The sequence below is a fragment of the Propionivibrio sp. genome (assembly GCF_047602565.1).
Classification (GTDB): domain Bacteria; phylum Pseudomonadota; class Gammaproteobacteria; order Burkholderiales; family Rhodocyclaceae; genus Propionivibrio.
In genome coordinates this window covers 795,332-807,392 of sequence record NZ_JASGGX010000001.1, presented here as the reverse complement: position 1 = coordinate 807,392, position 12,061 = coordinate 795,332, and the positions used below count along the sequence as shown (strand labels likewise).

At 65.1% G+C, this 12,061-nt stretch carries 12 protein-coding genes, 1 tRNA gene and 1 pseudogene; 7 read left to right on the top strand and 7 right to left on the bottom strand.

The genetic code is table 11. The features are described 5' to 3' along the window. The first annotated feature begins 123 nt into the window (after positions 1–123). The 3 genes and pseudogenes from QM701_RS03680 (at position 124) to QM701_RS03670 (ending at position 2,189) form a co-directional block, all read left to right on the top strand. On the top strand, positions 124–798 hold the full coding sequence (locus tag QM701_RS03680) for a response regulator (RefSeq protein ID WP_415165738.1): 675 nt from the start codon (positions 124–126) through the stop codon (positions 796–798). A 191-nt stretch (positions 799–989) separates the two neighbouring features. Next, positions 990–1,262, top strand: a pseudogene (locus QM701_RS03675) (sensor histidine kinase N-terminal domain-containing protein); the annotation flags it as partial. A gap of 57 nt (positions 1,263–1,319) precedes the next feature. Next, positions 1,320–2,189: a sensor histidine kinase gene (locus QM701_RS03670; RefSeq protein WP_415169340.1), complete on the top strand. Its 870-nt coding sequence runs from the start codon at positions 1,320–1,322 to the stop codon at positions 2,187–2,189. An 18-nt stretch (positions 2,190–2,207) separates the two neighbouring features. On the opposite strand, the gene QM701_RS03665 is transcribed toward QM701_RS03670, so the two are convergent. The 4 genes from QM701_RS03665 to QM701_RS03650 all read right to left on the bottom strand — a co-directional run bounded on the left by QM701_RS03665 (position 2,208) and on the right by QM701_RS03650 (position 5,541). Then, a complete protein-coding gene (locus QM701_RS03665; RefSeq protein ID WP_415165737.1) occupies positions 2,208–3,206 on the bottom strand; it encodes an ABC transporter substrate-binding protein in 999 nt (332 codons plus the stop codon). A 71-nt stretch (positions 3,207–3,277) separates the two neighbouring features. Next, positions 3,278–4,000: an amino acid ABC transporter ATP-binding protein gene (locus QM701_RS03660; RefSeq protein ID WP_415169339.1), complete on the bottom strand. Its 723-nt coding sequence runs from the start codon at positions 3,998–4,000 to the stop codon at positions 3,278–3,280. After that, positions 3,987–4,754, bottom strand: a complete 768-nt coding sequence (locus QM701_RS03655) for an amino acid ABC transporter permease (protein ID WP_415165736.1) — start codon at positions 4,752–4,754, stop codon at positions 3,987–3,989. The genes QM701_RS03660 and QM701_RS03655 overlap by 14 nt, the downstream gene beginning before the upstream one ends. A 19-nt stretch (positions 4,755–4,773) precedes the next feature. Then, complete coding sequence (locus QM701_RS03650; RefSeq protein WP_415165735.1) at positions 4,774–5,541, bottom strand: basic amino acid ABC transporter substrate-binding protein; 768 nt, start codon at positions 5,539–5,541, stop codon at positions 4,774–4,776. Positions 5,542–5,724: 183 nt separating this feature from the next. Here QM701_RS03650 and mnmD point away from each other — a divergent pair, with 183 nt between their 5' ends. Next, positions 5,725–6,426: a tRNA (5-methylaminomethyl-2-thiouridine)(34)-methyltransferase MnmD gene (mnmD, locus tag QM701_RS03645; RefSeq protein ID WP_415165734.1), complete on the top strand. Its 702-nt coding sequence runs from the start codon at positions 5,725–5,727 to the stop codon at positions 6,424–6,426. A 135-nt stretch (positions 6,427–6,561) separates the two neighbouring features. Then, a complete protein-coding gene (locus tag QM701_RS03640) occupies positions 6,562–7,764 on the top strand; it encodes a PLP-dependent aminotransferase family protein (protein ID WP_415165733.1) in 1,203 nt (400 codons plus the stop codon). A gap of 67 nt (positions 7,765–7,831) precedes the next feature. Here QM701_RS03640 and gltX read toward each other — a convergent pair whose 3' ends face one another. From gltX to QM701_RS03625, 3 genes are all read right to left on the bottom strand, one after another. After that, positions 7,832–9,220 carry a glutamate--tRNA ligase gene (gene gltX, locus QM701_RS03635; RefSeq protein WP_415165732.1) on the bottom strand — a complete coding sequence of 463 codons (1,389 nt, stop codon included), beginning with the start codon at positions 9,218–9,220 and terminating at the stop codon, positions 7,832–7,834. Positions 9,221–9,334: 114 nt separating this feature from the next. Beyond that, entirely contained in the window at positions 9,335–9,883 is a 549-nt protein-coding gene (locus QM701_RS03630; RefSeq protein ID WP_415165731.1) for a YMGG-like glycine zipper-containing protein, read from the bottom strand. Between the two features lie 21 nt (positions 9,884–9,904). Next, a complete protein-coding gene (locus QM701_RS03625) occupies positions 9,905–10,249 on the bottom strand; it encodes a hypothetical protein (protein ID WP_415165730.1) in 345 nt (114 codons plus the stop codon). Between the two features lie 251 nt (positions 10,250–10,500). On the opposite strand from QM701_RS03625, the gene QM701_RS03620 reads away from it, so the two are divergent. Beyond that, a tRNA-Val gene (locus QM701_RS03620) sits at positions 10,501–10,575 on the top strand. 198 nt (positions 10,576–10,773) lie between these two features. Further along, positions 10,774–11,988: a tyrosine-type recombinase/integrase gene (locus QM701_RS03615; RefSeq protein ID WP_415165729.1), complete on the top strand. Its 1,215-nt coding sequence runs from the start codon at positions 10,774–10,776 to the stop codon at positions 11,986–11,988. Positions 11,989–12,061 lie beyond the last annotated feature (73 nt).

The window sequence follows — 12,061 nt, the reverse complement described above, 5'->3', positions numbered from 1 at the left end:
AGGCGGATGCCTTCAATTTGCCTACAAACCGCAGGGGTATCGCTTGCGCTGATCCGGATCGCGCGGCGTGGCATACTGCCGCCTCATACGGCGCATCACAGCCGATACGGGGGCGGGGAGGGGATGAAACTGCTGCTTGTCGAGGACAACCGCGAGTTGTCCTTCTGGATGACCCGTCTGCTCGCGCAGGCGGGGTACGCGGTCGAGCAGGCCTTCTCGGGCGCGGAGGCGCTGCAGTTCCTGATGACCCAGAATTACGACGCCATCCTGCTCGACCTGATGCTGCCCGACATGAAGGGCCAGGTGGTGCTCAAGCGCATCCGGGACCGGCACGACGACGTGCCGGTGCTGATCGTCAGCGCGCAGGACGCCCTGCAGGACATCATCGGGCATCTCGATCTGGGCGCCGACGACTATCTGGTGAAGCCGGTCAACATCCTCGAACTCGAGGCGCGCCTGCGTTCGCTGCTGCGACGCGCCACGGGCAAGACGAGTCCGGTGCTGGCCTGCGGCGGCTTGCGCTACGACACCAATTCGAAGATTTTTTCGAGCGACGGCAAGGCCCTGTCGCTGACGCCGCGCGAGCACGCCGTGCTTGAGGCGCTGATCCGCTATCCGGGCAAGACGGTGTCCAAGAAGGACCTGGTGGACGGCCTGTTCACGCTCGAAGACACCGTCTCCGAGAAGGCGCTGGAAATCTACATCGTGCGTCTGCGCAAGAAGATCGAGAACACCGGGGCGCAGATCGTGACGCTGCGCGGACTGGGCTACATGCTGACGGCGTATGCGCCCGAGTAGCCTGTTCCGCCTGCGCAGCCTGAAGAGCCGGCTCGCCGTCTGGGTGTTCCTGCCTTCGATCCTGATCATCGCCATCGACCTCCTGGTCTCCTTCCGCAGCAGCGAGCAGATCGCCACGCTGGTCCAGCAGCAACTGCTGCACGGCGCGGCGGCCATGATCTCCGAGCAGTTCGACGCTCAGCGACGACGAATACGAGATCAGCGTGCCGCCGGCCGCGTTCGACCTGCTGAAGAACCGCTTCAAGGACCGCGTGGCCTACGCCATCCACGGGTCGGACGGGCAGCTGATCGCCGGCGACGACCAGTTGCCGCCGTTCCAGGGCGAAATCGGGCAGGAAGGCGAGGAATTCTTCCTGACGACTCTGCGCGGAGAGAGCGTCCGGGTCATCGCCTATTCCTACGTGATCCCGAACTCCCCGAACGGCGATTCGGTGGTCACGCAGGTGGCGCAGACGCTGCGCAATCACAACGAGTTCCGGGACGGCCTGCTGGATTCGACGATCCGCCGCCATTTCTATCTGATGGCGGTGACCGTGTTCTTCATGGTCATCGCGTTCCGCTGGATGCTCAAGCCGCTGGCCGGGTTCAGCGGCTCACTGGAGGCGCGCCAGCCGGGATCGCTGGAGCGCTTCGACGAGCAGGACGCGCCGAGCGAACTCGCGCCCGTCATCCACGCGATGAACGACTACGTCCAGCGGCTGGACCGCACCTTGAAATCCTACGAAAAGTTCGTCGCCGATACCGCGCACCACCTGCGCAATTCCTTCGCCATCATCGGCACGCAGGTCAATTTCGCCCGGCGTTCCGCGGGTGCTGATCCGGTCCAGCAGGAAGTGCTGCGGGCGGTGCAGAAGACGCTCGGCAAGTGCACGCGCATCATCAACCAGCTGCTGATGCTGGCCTCGCTCGAACAGCCGAGGCAGGGCGCGGCGCCCGCCGGGAAGGTCCCGCTCGTGCCGGTCGTCACCGGCGTCATCGAGGAACTCGCGCCCCTGGGCCAGCAGAAGGGCATCGAACTGGGCGTCGAATCGCTCGACGAGAACGCCGCGGTCGAGGCGCCGGCGCGCCTGCTGCATGAACTCCTGACCAATCTGGTGGGCAACGCCATCCAGCACATGGGAAGGGCCGGGCACGTGACCGTCTCGGTCGTGGCGGCCGGGCACGAAACCACGCTGTCGGTGATCGACAACGGCATCGGCATTCCCGAAGCCTTGCGCGGGAGAGTGTTCGAGCGCTTCTTCCGCGTCGACGAAGCGAATCCCGACGGTTCCGGCCTGGGGATGGCGATCGTCAAGGAAATCTGCGACGCGCTGGGCGCGCGGATCACGCTGTCCACGCCGGACGGGGGCCAGGGGCTGCGGGTGGACGTCCGTTTCCCGTCAGGCCGCTGAAGCGGCCGGTCCGGCGGATCAGGGCTGGCCCGGAACGACGAAGCGCGTGGTGAAGGTGTTCGCCAGGTTGATGGATTTTCCCTGCAGGGATTTGTCCGAGGCGCGCAGGACCTTGAGCACGGTGGCCGGCCCCTCCTCGGGCATCACGCCGTCGGCGGTGAACATCTGCTTGCTGTCCTCGATCGCCTTGACGTACAGGGCCTTGTCCGCGCCGTAGAAGCTCTGCGGCATCCTGTCGGCGATGTCCTCGCTGCTGTGGGTCCTGATGTACTGCAGGGCCTTCACGAAGGCGCCGGCGATCTTGCGCACCTGCTCCTTGTGCCGGTTGACCCAGGCCGCCGGCATGTACAGGCAGGCACCCGGATACGGGCCGCCGAGCGCCGCGCGGGTCGTTTCCATGGTCCGCAGATCGACCACCACGGTCGCCGACCGGGTGGACAGCAGCTTGGAGATGGTCGGCTCGGTGGTCATGCCGGCGTCGATGTCGCCCTTGGCCATCGCCGCGATGAAGGAGGCGCCCGCGCCCACGGGCGCCAGCCGGTAGTCGGCCGATTTCAGCCCCGCCTGGGAAGCGATGTAGCGCGTCAGATGGTAGGTCGACGAGCCGAGCCCGGTGACGCCGAGCGTGCGGCCCTTGAAGTCCGCCGGGCCGCGGATGTCGCCGGCCGCGGTCTGGGACGCCAGGATGACTTCGCCCGGCGCGTGCGAAAACTGCACGACCGACTGGACCAGCTTGCCGCGCGCCTGCAGGCTGAGCGTGTGGTCGTAGAAGCCGATGACGCCGTGGGCCACGCCGGAGAGCATTTCGGTTTCGGCGTTGCTGCCGGCGGGCTCGCTGAGCAGTTCGATGTCGAGCCCGGTTTCCTTGAGGTAGCCGAGCTGCTCCGCGAGCTTGGCCGGGAGGTAGATCAGCTTGTCGATGCCGCTGACCATGATCGTGATCTTCTCCGCGGCGAAGGCGTTGAAGCCCAGGCAGAGGACGACGAGACCCAAGGTCCGCTTGAGGCCAGTTTTCACGATTCTCCTTCCCTGTCGACCGCCGGCCGGCTGGCAAACAGCCATTCTAGATCAGTCCGGCCCGGCGCCGTTTACAGGATGCTGCTCAGGAAACGCCGCGTGCGTTCCTCGCGCGGGTTGTCGAAGACCTCTTCCGGCGTGCCTTCCTCGACCAGCACGCCCTCGTCCATGAACAGCACGCGGTGCGCGACGCGCCGGGCAAAGCCCATTTCGTGCGAGACCACCATCATGGTCATGCCTTCCTCGGCCAGCGTCTGCATCACGCTCAGCACTTCGCCGACCATTTCGGGGTCGAGCGCGGAGGTCGGCTCGTCGAACAGCATGATGGCCGGCTGCATGGCCAGCGCGCGGGCGATGGCCACCCGCTGCTGCTGCCCGCCGGACAGCTGGTTGGGATAGGCGTCAATCTTGTCCAGCAGCCCGACCTTGATCAGCAGGTCGCGCGCCCGCGTCCTGGCTTCCTCTTCCGAGACGCCGCGCACCTTGGTCGGCGCCAGGGTGATGTTCTCCAGCACCGTCTTGTGCGGAAACAGGTTAAAGCGCTGGAAAACCATGCCGATTTCCGAACGCAGGGCGTCGATGTCCGTATGGTGGTCGTGCACCGAGACGCCGTGCACCAGCACGCGCCCGCCCGAGGCGTCCTCCAGGCCGTTCAGGCAGCGCAGGAAGGTGCTCTTGCCCGACCCCGACGGGCCGATCACGCAGACGACCTCGGAGGCCTTGACCGAGCAGTCGATGCCGCGCAGCACCTGCAGCGGCCCGAAATGCTTGGTCAGACCCTCAACGCGTATCACCTCGTCCATAGCGAGCCTCCAGTTTCTTGACCGCCCAGGCGAGACCCAGCGTCAGTATCCAGTACATGAATGAAATCGAGAGATAGGGTTCCCAGTAGCGGGAATAGGCGCCCGCCACCGTGCGCGCGGTGTAGGCCAGCTCGGCCAGGCCGATCGCCGAGATCAGCGACGAATCCTTGAGCAGCGCGATGGCGTTGTTGCCGAGCGGCGGCAGCATGCGGCGGAAGGCCTGCGGCAGGACGATGTGATACATGGTCCGGGCGAACGACAGGCCGAGCGAACGCGAGGCTTCGATCTGCCCGCGGTCGATCGACTGGATGCCGGCCCGGAAGATCTCCGAGATGTAGGCGCCGGCGTTCAGCGTCAGGGCCATGACGCCGGAAATGAAGGCGCCGTAGTTCTGCTTCAGGCTGCGCGCCGTTTCGCCAGCGATCAGCAGGCCGTCGGCCGGATTGACGAACACCGGCAGCACGGCGAAATGGATGAGCAGGATCTGCACGAACAGCGGGGTGCCCCGGAAAAAGCTCACGTAGACGGTGGATGGCCAACGCAGCAAATAGCGGCAAATCTGCCGTGCCGGGGCATGGCGCGCGTCCGCCAGGCGCGCGAGCCCGATGGCCAGCCCGAGCGCCGTGCCCTGCACGATGCATACGACGGTGACGAGGATGGTCATCTGCAGCCCGCGCCAGAACATCACCCCGTATTCGGCGATGATGTCGGCGCGGAACCATCCGAACCAGAGCGTTGGTTCCATGGATCAGACCGGCCTCCGCTTATTGCGCCGGCAGCGCGGGAGCTTCGGCCTGGAACCAGGTCTTGTAGATGCTGGCGTAGGTGCCGTCGGCCTTGATCGCGGCCAGGCCGGCGTTCAGCTTGTCGAGCAGAGCCTTGTTGCCCTGCTTGACGACGATGCCGAAATATTCCTTCGGGAAGTTCGGATCGCTCACCGTCTTGAGCTGCTTGTGCTCCTGCACGCGGTAGGCGATCACGCCGTTGTCGCCGATGACCGCATCGACGCCGCTGTTGGCCAGCTCGGAAATGGCCACGGGCGTGCTCTCGAAGCGCTTGATGTCCGGGCTGGTCTTGCCGAATTCGCGCGAGGCGATGTCGTCGCCGGTGCTGCCGGTGACCACGCCGATCTTCTTGCCGGCCAGGTCCTTCAGCCCCTTGACTTGGCTGTCCTTATGCACGCCGATCAGCTGGCGGGCCTCGAAGTACGGGGCGGTGAAGTCGTACGACTGCTTGCGCTTCTCGTTGATGGTGACGCCGGAGATGACCAGGTCCACGTCGCCGTTGTTCAGGGCGGCGAAGATGCCGGTCCATGGCGTGTTGACGATCTTGATCTGCAGGCCCGCCTTCTGGGCGACGGCCTTGATGATGTCGATGTCGTAGCCGACGATCTCCTTGGCCGGATTTTCGTAGGCGAAAGGACGATAGGTCGCGCTCGATCCGACCACGAGTTCCTTCTGCTGGGCGCCGACGCCGCCGGCGAAAAGCACGGCCAGTCCGAACGGCAGCAGTATCTTGGTGAGCAGTTTCATGTTTTTCCTTCCTGAAAAAAAGAACACCGTCCGGCGGACAGTGCGATGAAGAGGCTGTGGCGGCGCTAATTGTATGCGGAAACGTGCCTTGTTTTCCCGGCAATTTTTCCGCGGACGATGCGTGCGCCGCCGTTGTTTGCTACAGTCGCCGGTCCGCTTCGCTTCCCGCACACTGATTCCGCCATGCCAGCCCCGCTCGTCTCCGCCCGCCTGACGCTCGCGCCGGACGGCACGCCCGTTTCGGAGTTCTACGGGGACGTCTATCACTCGGCCGCCGGCGGGCACGCGCAGGCGCGGCACGTGTTCCTGGCCGGCAACGGCTTGCCGGCGCGCTGGCGGGACCGCGAGGCGTTCACCCTCCTGGAAACCGGCTTCGGCCTGGGGGTGAATTTCCTGGCGACCTGGCTGGCCTGGCGCGACGATCCGCAACGCTGCCGGACGCTGTGCTTCATCTCGCTCGAAAAGCACCCGTTCGCCGCCGCCGACCTGGCGATCGCCCATGCCGCCTGGCCGGAATTCGCCGAACTGTCGGCCTTGCTGCGCGCCCGCTGGCCGACGCCGGTCGCCGGCGAGCACCGGATCGCGCTGGACGGCGGCGGTGTCGACCTCCGGCTCGTCTTCGCCGACGCCGTGGACGCCTTGCCTGGGCTGGACGCCGCGGTGGACGCCTTTTACCTCGACGGCTTTTCCCCGGCCAGGAATCCCGATCTGTGGTCGCTCGCCCTCTGCCGGGAACTCGCGCGGTTGGCGAAACCGGGCGCCACGCTGGCGACGTGGTCGGTGGCCGGCGGCGTGCGGCGGGCGTTGGGCGAGGCGGGCTTCGCCGTGGAAAAACGTCCGGGCTTTGCCGGAAAAAGGCAGATGCTGGCCGGCCGCCGGGCCTGAGGCGGCGGCGACGCCTTTTTTGCGAACGGGGGAACAAAGGCGTAAACTGCCTTCTTCGCCATCCCGGCCCCGGAAATCAAGGGAGTTCGGGCCAGACCAATACCAGCGATCGACTCCATGAAAACGAATACCGTAATGAAAAGCGACACGGCTCCTGCGTCCCCGGATTTCGAAACCCTCTTTTCAGGACGGGCGCGCGCCATCCAGAGCTCGGCCATCCGGGAAATCCTCAAGGTCACGGAGCGCCCCGAAGTCATTTCGTTCGCCGGCGGCCTGCCGGCGCCGGAGACCTTCCCGGTCAAGGAAACGCTGGCCGCCATGGAGCGCGTGCTGACCGGCGCCGGCCGCGAGGCGCTGCAGTACAGCACGACCGAAGGCTTCGCCCCGCTGCGCGAATGGATCGCCGCGCGCAACAGCACGCCGGAAGCGCCGGTGCATCCCGACCAGGTGCTGATGGTGTCCGGTTCGCAGCAGGGCCTCGACCTGCTGGCCAAGGTGCTGATCGATCCGGGCGACACGGTGCTCGTCGAAACGCCGACCTACCTCGGCGCCTTGCAGGCCTTCTCGCTGTTCGAACCGAAGTTCGTGTCGATCCCCTCGGACGAGGACGGCCTGCTGCCCGAGACGATGGGCGGTTCGCTGCGCGGCGCGAAATTCCTGTACTGCCTGCCGAACTTCCAGAACCCGACCGGACGTCTGCTGGCCGAGGCGCGCCGCTACCGCCTCGCCGAGAAGGCGCGCGAGCTCGACCTGCTGATCCTCGAAGACGATCCCTACGGCGAACTGTCGTACGCCGGCGACACGCCGCGCACGATCCGTTCGCTGGCGCCGGAGCGCACCGTCTACATGGGCTCGTTCTCCAAGGTCCTCGCCCCCGGCATCCGCCTGGGCTACGTGATCGCTCCCCAGGCGCTGCGCGCCAAGCTGGTGCAGGCCAAGCAGGCCACCGACCTGCACACCTCGACGCTGTCGCAGATGGCGGCGTACGAAGTGATCAAGGACGGCTTCCTGGATTCGCACATCCCGACCATCCGCAAGCTCTACAGCGACCAGTGCCAGGCCATGCTCGGCGCGCTGTCGCGGCACATGCCCGAGGGCGTGCGCTGGAACAGCCCGAAGGGCGGCATGTTCCTGTGGGCCGAACTGCCCAAGGGCATGGACGCCGCGGTCCTACTGGCCAAGGCGGTGGAAAACAAGGTCGCCTTCGTCCCCGGCATGCCGTTCTTCGCCGAAAGGCCTTCGATCGAGTCGCTGCGCCTGGCCTTCGTCACCGTGCCGCCGCCGCGCATCGAGGAAGGCGTCAAGCGCTTGGCCGAGCTGATCCGCGCGAGCCGCTGAGCCGGACCGCACAAAAAAAGCCGGAACGCCCGCGAGGCGTTCCGGCTTTTTGTTTTGAACCGGAAGATCAGCCGGCGGCGGCCAGCCGCTTGAGCACCCGTTCGCGCGGGAACAGCGCGACGACGGCATCGACCGACGGCGTCTGCGCCTGACCGGTGAGCAGCACGCGCAGCGGCATCGCCAGCTTGGGCATCTTCAGGCCATGCGCGCCGATGCAGCTCTTGATCAGGGCATTGATGGCCGGCGCTTCCCAGGCCACGTTCTCGATGCCCGCGATGAAGTCGGCCAGCGCGGGCTTCGCTTCCGGCGCCAGATGCTGCGCCAGCAGCTCGGCGTTTGGCGTCAACTCGATGTAGAACACCTCGGCGGCGTCGGCCAGTTCGTTCAGGTTGGCGATGCGTTCCTTGTACAGGCCGATGATCGCCTCCAGCGACGGCGCGTCGGTGACCGCGACGCCGCGCGCCTCCAGCCGGGGCCTGACCAAGGCGGCCAGGCGGGCGTTGTCGGCCTGCTTGATGTAGTGGGCGTTGAGCCAGTTCAGCTTCTCGGTGTTGAACTGCGCCGCCGACGGCGTGATGTGGTCGAGATCGAACCACGCGCAGAACTGCTCCATCGAGAACACCTCGTCGTCGCCGTGCGACCAGCCGAGGCGGGCGAGGTAGTTGAGCACGGCCTCCGGCAGGTAGCCGTCCTCGTGGTACTGCATCACGCTCACCGCGCCGTGGCGCTTGGAAAGCTTCTGCCCGTCGTCGCCGAGGATCATCGACAGATGCGCGTACAGCGGCACCTCGGCGCCTAGCGCCTGGAGGATGTTGATCTGGCGCGGCGTGTTGTTGACGTGGTCGTCGCCGCGGATGACGTGGGTGATCTTCATGTCCCAGTCGTCCACCACGACGCAGAAGTTGTACGTCGGCGTGCCGTCCTGGCGGGCGATGATCAGGTCGTCGAGTTCGGCGTTGGCGATCTCGATGCGGCCTTTCACGAGGTCGTCCCAGGCGACGACGCCGTCGGTCGGATTCCGGAAGCGGATCACCGGCTGCACGCCGACGGGCGGCGTCGGCAGGGTCTTGCCCGGCTCGGGGCGCCACGTGCCGTCATAGCGCGGCTTCAGGCCCTGCGCGCGCTGCTCCTCGCGCATCCGGTCGAGTTCCTCCTGCGTCGTATAGCAGGGATAGGCGTGGCCGTCGGCGAGCATCTGTCGGAGCACCGCCTTGTAGCGGTCCATGCGCTGCATCTGGTAGAACGGCCCTTCGTCATGCGCCAGTCCCAGCCACTCCATGCCGTCGAGAATCGCCTGGACTGCCGCCGGCGTCGAACGCGCCACGTCGGTGTCCTCGATGCGCAGGATGAACCGGCCGCCGTGATGGCGCGCGAACGCCCACGAAAACAGCGCGGTGCGCGCGCCTCCGATGTGCAGGAAACCGGTCGGGGAAGGAGCGAAGCGGGTGCGGATCATGATCTGTGGCCGAAAAGCGAAAGGCCGTATTGTAAAGGATGTTCAATCGGGCACGCGCCGTCGCGCCCGTCCGGCGCGTATCCCGAGGTCCGCTGCGCAGCGGAATGAAGCAGGTCAATAACCCGGCGGCGGAGGCGGCGGGTTGCCCTGCGGCGGTTGCGGAACGGTCCTGCTGTCGACGGCGGGCGGCGGCGAGTAGGAGGAGGGCGCCTGCTGCTGCAGCGACCGGGCCATCTCGGCCGACACCGGCACCTTGTGGCCGCGAGCGTACATGCACTGGATGTAGGCATTGTCGTAGCGCCGCTGGCCGCCGTAGGCCGAACGCTGGCTCGCATCCGTCCCCGCCACGGAGCCGAAGAGCAGGCCCGTGCCGGCTCCGACCCCGGCGCCGCTCCTGCCGCCGATCGCCGCGCCGGCAACCGCGCCGACGGCGGTGCCGACGACCGCGCTGCGCATCGCGGATTCTTCTGCGGCCTTTTCAGCGGTCATGCCGCCGATCTGCTGAAAGGCATAACGCTGGCATTCGCCGTCGTCGAAACGGAACTGTTCAAAGGTCTTCCCCGTGCCCGGCAGGGCCATCGTGCTCGGCCCCGTGGGAATGGTGGCGCACCCGCCCAAGACCAGGACGGCGGCCAGCCCGATGGTTGCATGCAATGGTTTCATGGCTTCTCTCGCTAAATCAGGCTAAGGACGCGGCGGCACCTTCACCCAGCCACCGGGGCATTCGCGCACCTCCGGATAATATCCGCCCGGCGATTGGCAGTAGTACCAATACCCGGCCGTCTTGGTCTCCACCGGCGGCGATTGCTCGATATAAACCGGCGGCGCCTGGCGTTCGATGACGACCGGCGGGTAGTACGGCGGGTAATAGTAAGGCGGCGGGTAATACCACGGGCTCCAATAGGGCGGCCCGACGACGATGCCCACGCTCGTGCGGCCATGCCACCCGCCCCTGTCGGCGGAAGCATCGCCGACTGCAATCAGGCTGAGCAGCACCAGCGCGATGGTAGCGATCAACTGTTTTCTCATCACAATCCCCTTGCCGTTTTCAGACGGTCGCTGATGAGCGCAGGGTTTGCTCAAACGGCAACCGAAAAATAGCCGATGCTTATTTTCCGCTCAATCGGAAATGGAAGCGATTTCGGAACGTCGCGATTTGTAAGGATTTGTTTCCACATCGTGAACGTCATTCACAGAAACGGGCCGCCACGATACACAAAAAAATACGCACCGATATTTGACCTGTCCGTCGGGTTATGGTGTAATGCGGCCCCTCTATCGGGCGGTTAGCTCAGCGGTAGAGCACTGCCTTCACACGGCAGGGGTCACTGGTTCGATCCCAGTACCGCCCACCAGGAACACATCCAAAGCAGTCCAAGCAAGTCCAGAAAACCCGCCCAAGTGCGGGTTTTTCTTTGATTTTTTGTCCGGGTTTGTCCAGAATGATCTACGTAAATCCGGACCTGCTCGGGGGTATATCTGGGGGTAACGTCAATTTCCTGGCGAATTGATACCCCCAAACAGGCTGGAGGACACTCATACGGAGCTCCAGCATGCCGCTGACCGATACCGCAATCCGCAAGGCCAAGCCAGCCGAAAAGCCCTACAAGCTGGCGGATGAGAAAGGCTTGTACCTGCTGATCAGTCCGACCGGTTCGAAATGGTGGCGCCAGAAATATCGGTTTGGGGGTAAGGAGAAGCTGCTTTCCCTGGGGGTATATCCTGACGTCAGCCTCAAGGACGCGCGCGAACGGCGTGACGAAGCGCGCAAACTACTGGCGAATGGAACAGATCCCGGAGAAGCGAAAAAGGCTGAGAAACAGGCCAGCAGCGAGCGTACGGCCAACAGTTTCGAGACCATCGCCCGGGAGTGGTTCGCCAAGCACTCGGCGACGCTAGCCGAATCCAACGCTACGCGCACCATTCGCCGGCTTGAGCGCGATTTGTTTCCCTGGATCGGCAATCGCCCTATCGCCGAAATTACCCCGCCCGAACTGCTGACCGTGTTGCGCCGGATCGAGGCACGTACGACTGACACCGCCCTGCGCGCCAAAGTCTCGTGTGGGCAGATTTTCCGCTATGCCGTGCAGACCGGTCGCTGTGAGCGAGATCCGACTGCCGATCTGCGTGGCGCCTTGACGAATCTGCCCGATAAACACTTTGCCGCGTTGACCGATCCGCGGGAAGTCGGCGCGCTGATGCGGGCGATCGATGCTTTCAAGGGGACACAGGTGGTTGCCAGCGCGTTGCGTCTGGCTCCCTTGGTGTTTGTTCGACCTGGCGAGTTACGGCAAGCGCAGTGGGTCGACATCGATCTGGAACGCATGGAATGGCGATTCACCACGAGCAAGACCAAGACGGAACATCTTGTGCCTCTGTCGTCGCAAGCTGTCACCATCCTGCGCGAGCTGTTCCCGCTCACCGGGGCTGGGCGTTTCGTTTTCCCCGGCGGACGTACCAACAAGCGTGCGATGAGCGAGGCAGCATTGGGCGCTGCCTTGCGCCGAATGGGCTTCTCGACGCAGAAGGAAATCACACCGCACGGATTTCGAGCGATGGCGAGGACGCTACTGCATGAGGAACTTGGCTTTGCGCCCGAAGTGATTGAGCACCAATTGGCACACAAGGTCCCGGATGCCTTGGGTGCGGCCTACAACCGCACGAAGTTCCTCAAGGAGCGCCGCGCCATGATGCAGCTTTGGGCCGACTACTTGGACAAGCTGAAATCAGGAGCCGAAGTGATACCGCTGCACGGAAGCGCAGCGTAACGAGTTTGCTACGGCCTAGCTCGAGGCTGATCCCCGAGGGTGAAAACCGGGATTCCCTTGCCCGGTTGACGTG

Excerpts from the sequence above, each read along its gene's own strand:
- QM701_RS03680 (WP_415165738.1), top strand. The coding sequence starts at position 124 with ATGAAACTGCTGCTTGTCGAGGACAACCGCGAGTTGTCCTTCTGGATG.
- QM701_RS03670 (WP_415169340.1), top strand. The coding sequence starts at position 1,320 with ATGGCGGTGACCGTGTTCTTCATGGTCATCGCGTTCCGCTGGATGCTC.
- QM701_RS03655 (WP_415165736.1), bottom strand. The coding sequence starts at position 4,754 with ATGGAACCAACGCTCTGGTTCGGATGGTTCCGCGCCGACATCATCGCC.
- QM701_RS03650 (WP_415165735.1), bottom strand. The coding sequence starts at position 5,541 with ATGAAACTGCTCACCAAGATACTGCTGCCGTTCGGACTGGCCGTGCTT.
- mnmD (WP_415165734.1), top strand. The coding sequence starts at position 5,725 with ATGCCAGCCCCGCTCGTCTCCGCCCGCCTGACGCTCGCGCCGGACGGC.
- QM701_RS03640 (WP_415165733.1), top strand. The coding sequence starts at position 6,562 with ATGAAAAGCGACACGGCTCCTGCGTCCCCGGATTTCGAAACCCTCTTT.
- gltX (WP_415165732.1), bottom strand. The coding sequence starts at position 9,220 with ATGATCCGCACCCGCTTCGCTCCTTCCCCGACCGGTTTCCTGCACATC.
- QM701_RS03630 (WP_415165731.1), bottom strand. The coding sequence starts at position 9,883 with ATGAAACCATTGCATGCAACCATCGGGCTGGCCGCCGTCCTGGTCTTG.
- QM701_RS03625 (WP_415165730.1), bottom strand. The coding sequence starts at position 10,249 with ATGAGAAAACAGTTGATCGCTACCATCGCGCTGGTGCTGCTCAGCCTG.
- QM701_RS03615 (WP_415165729.1), top strand. The coding sequence starts at position 10,774 with ATGCCGCTGACCGATACCGCAATCCGCAAGGCCAAGCCAGCCGAAAAG.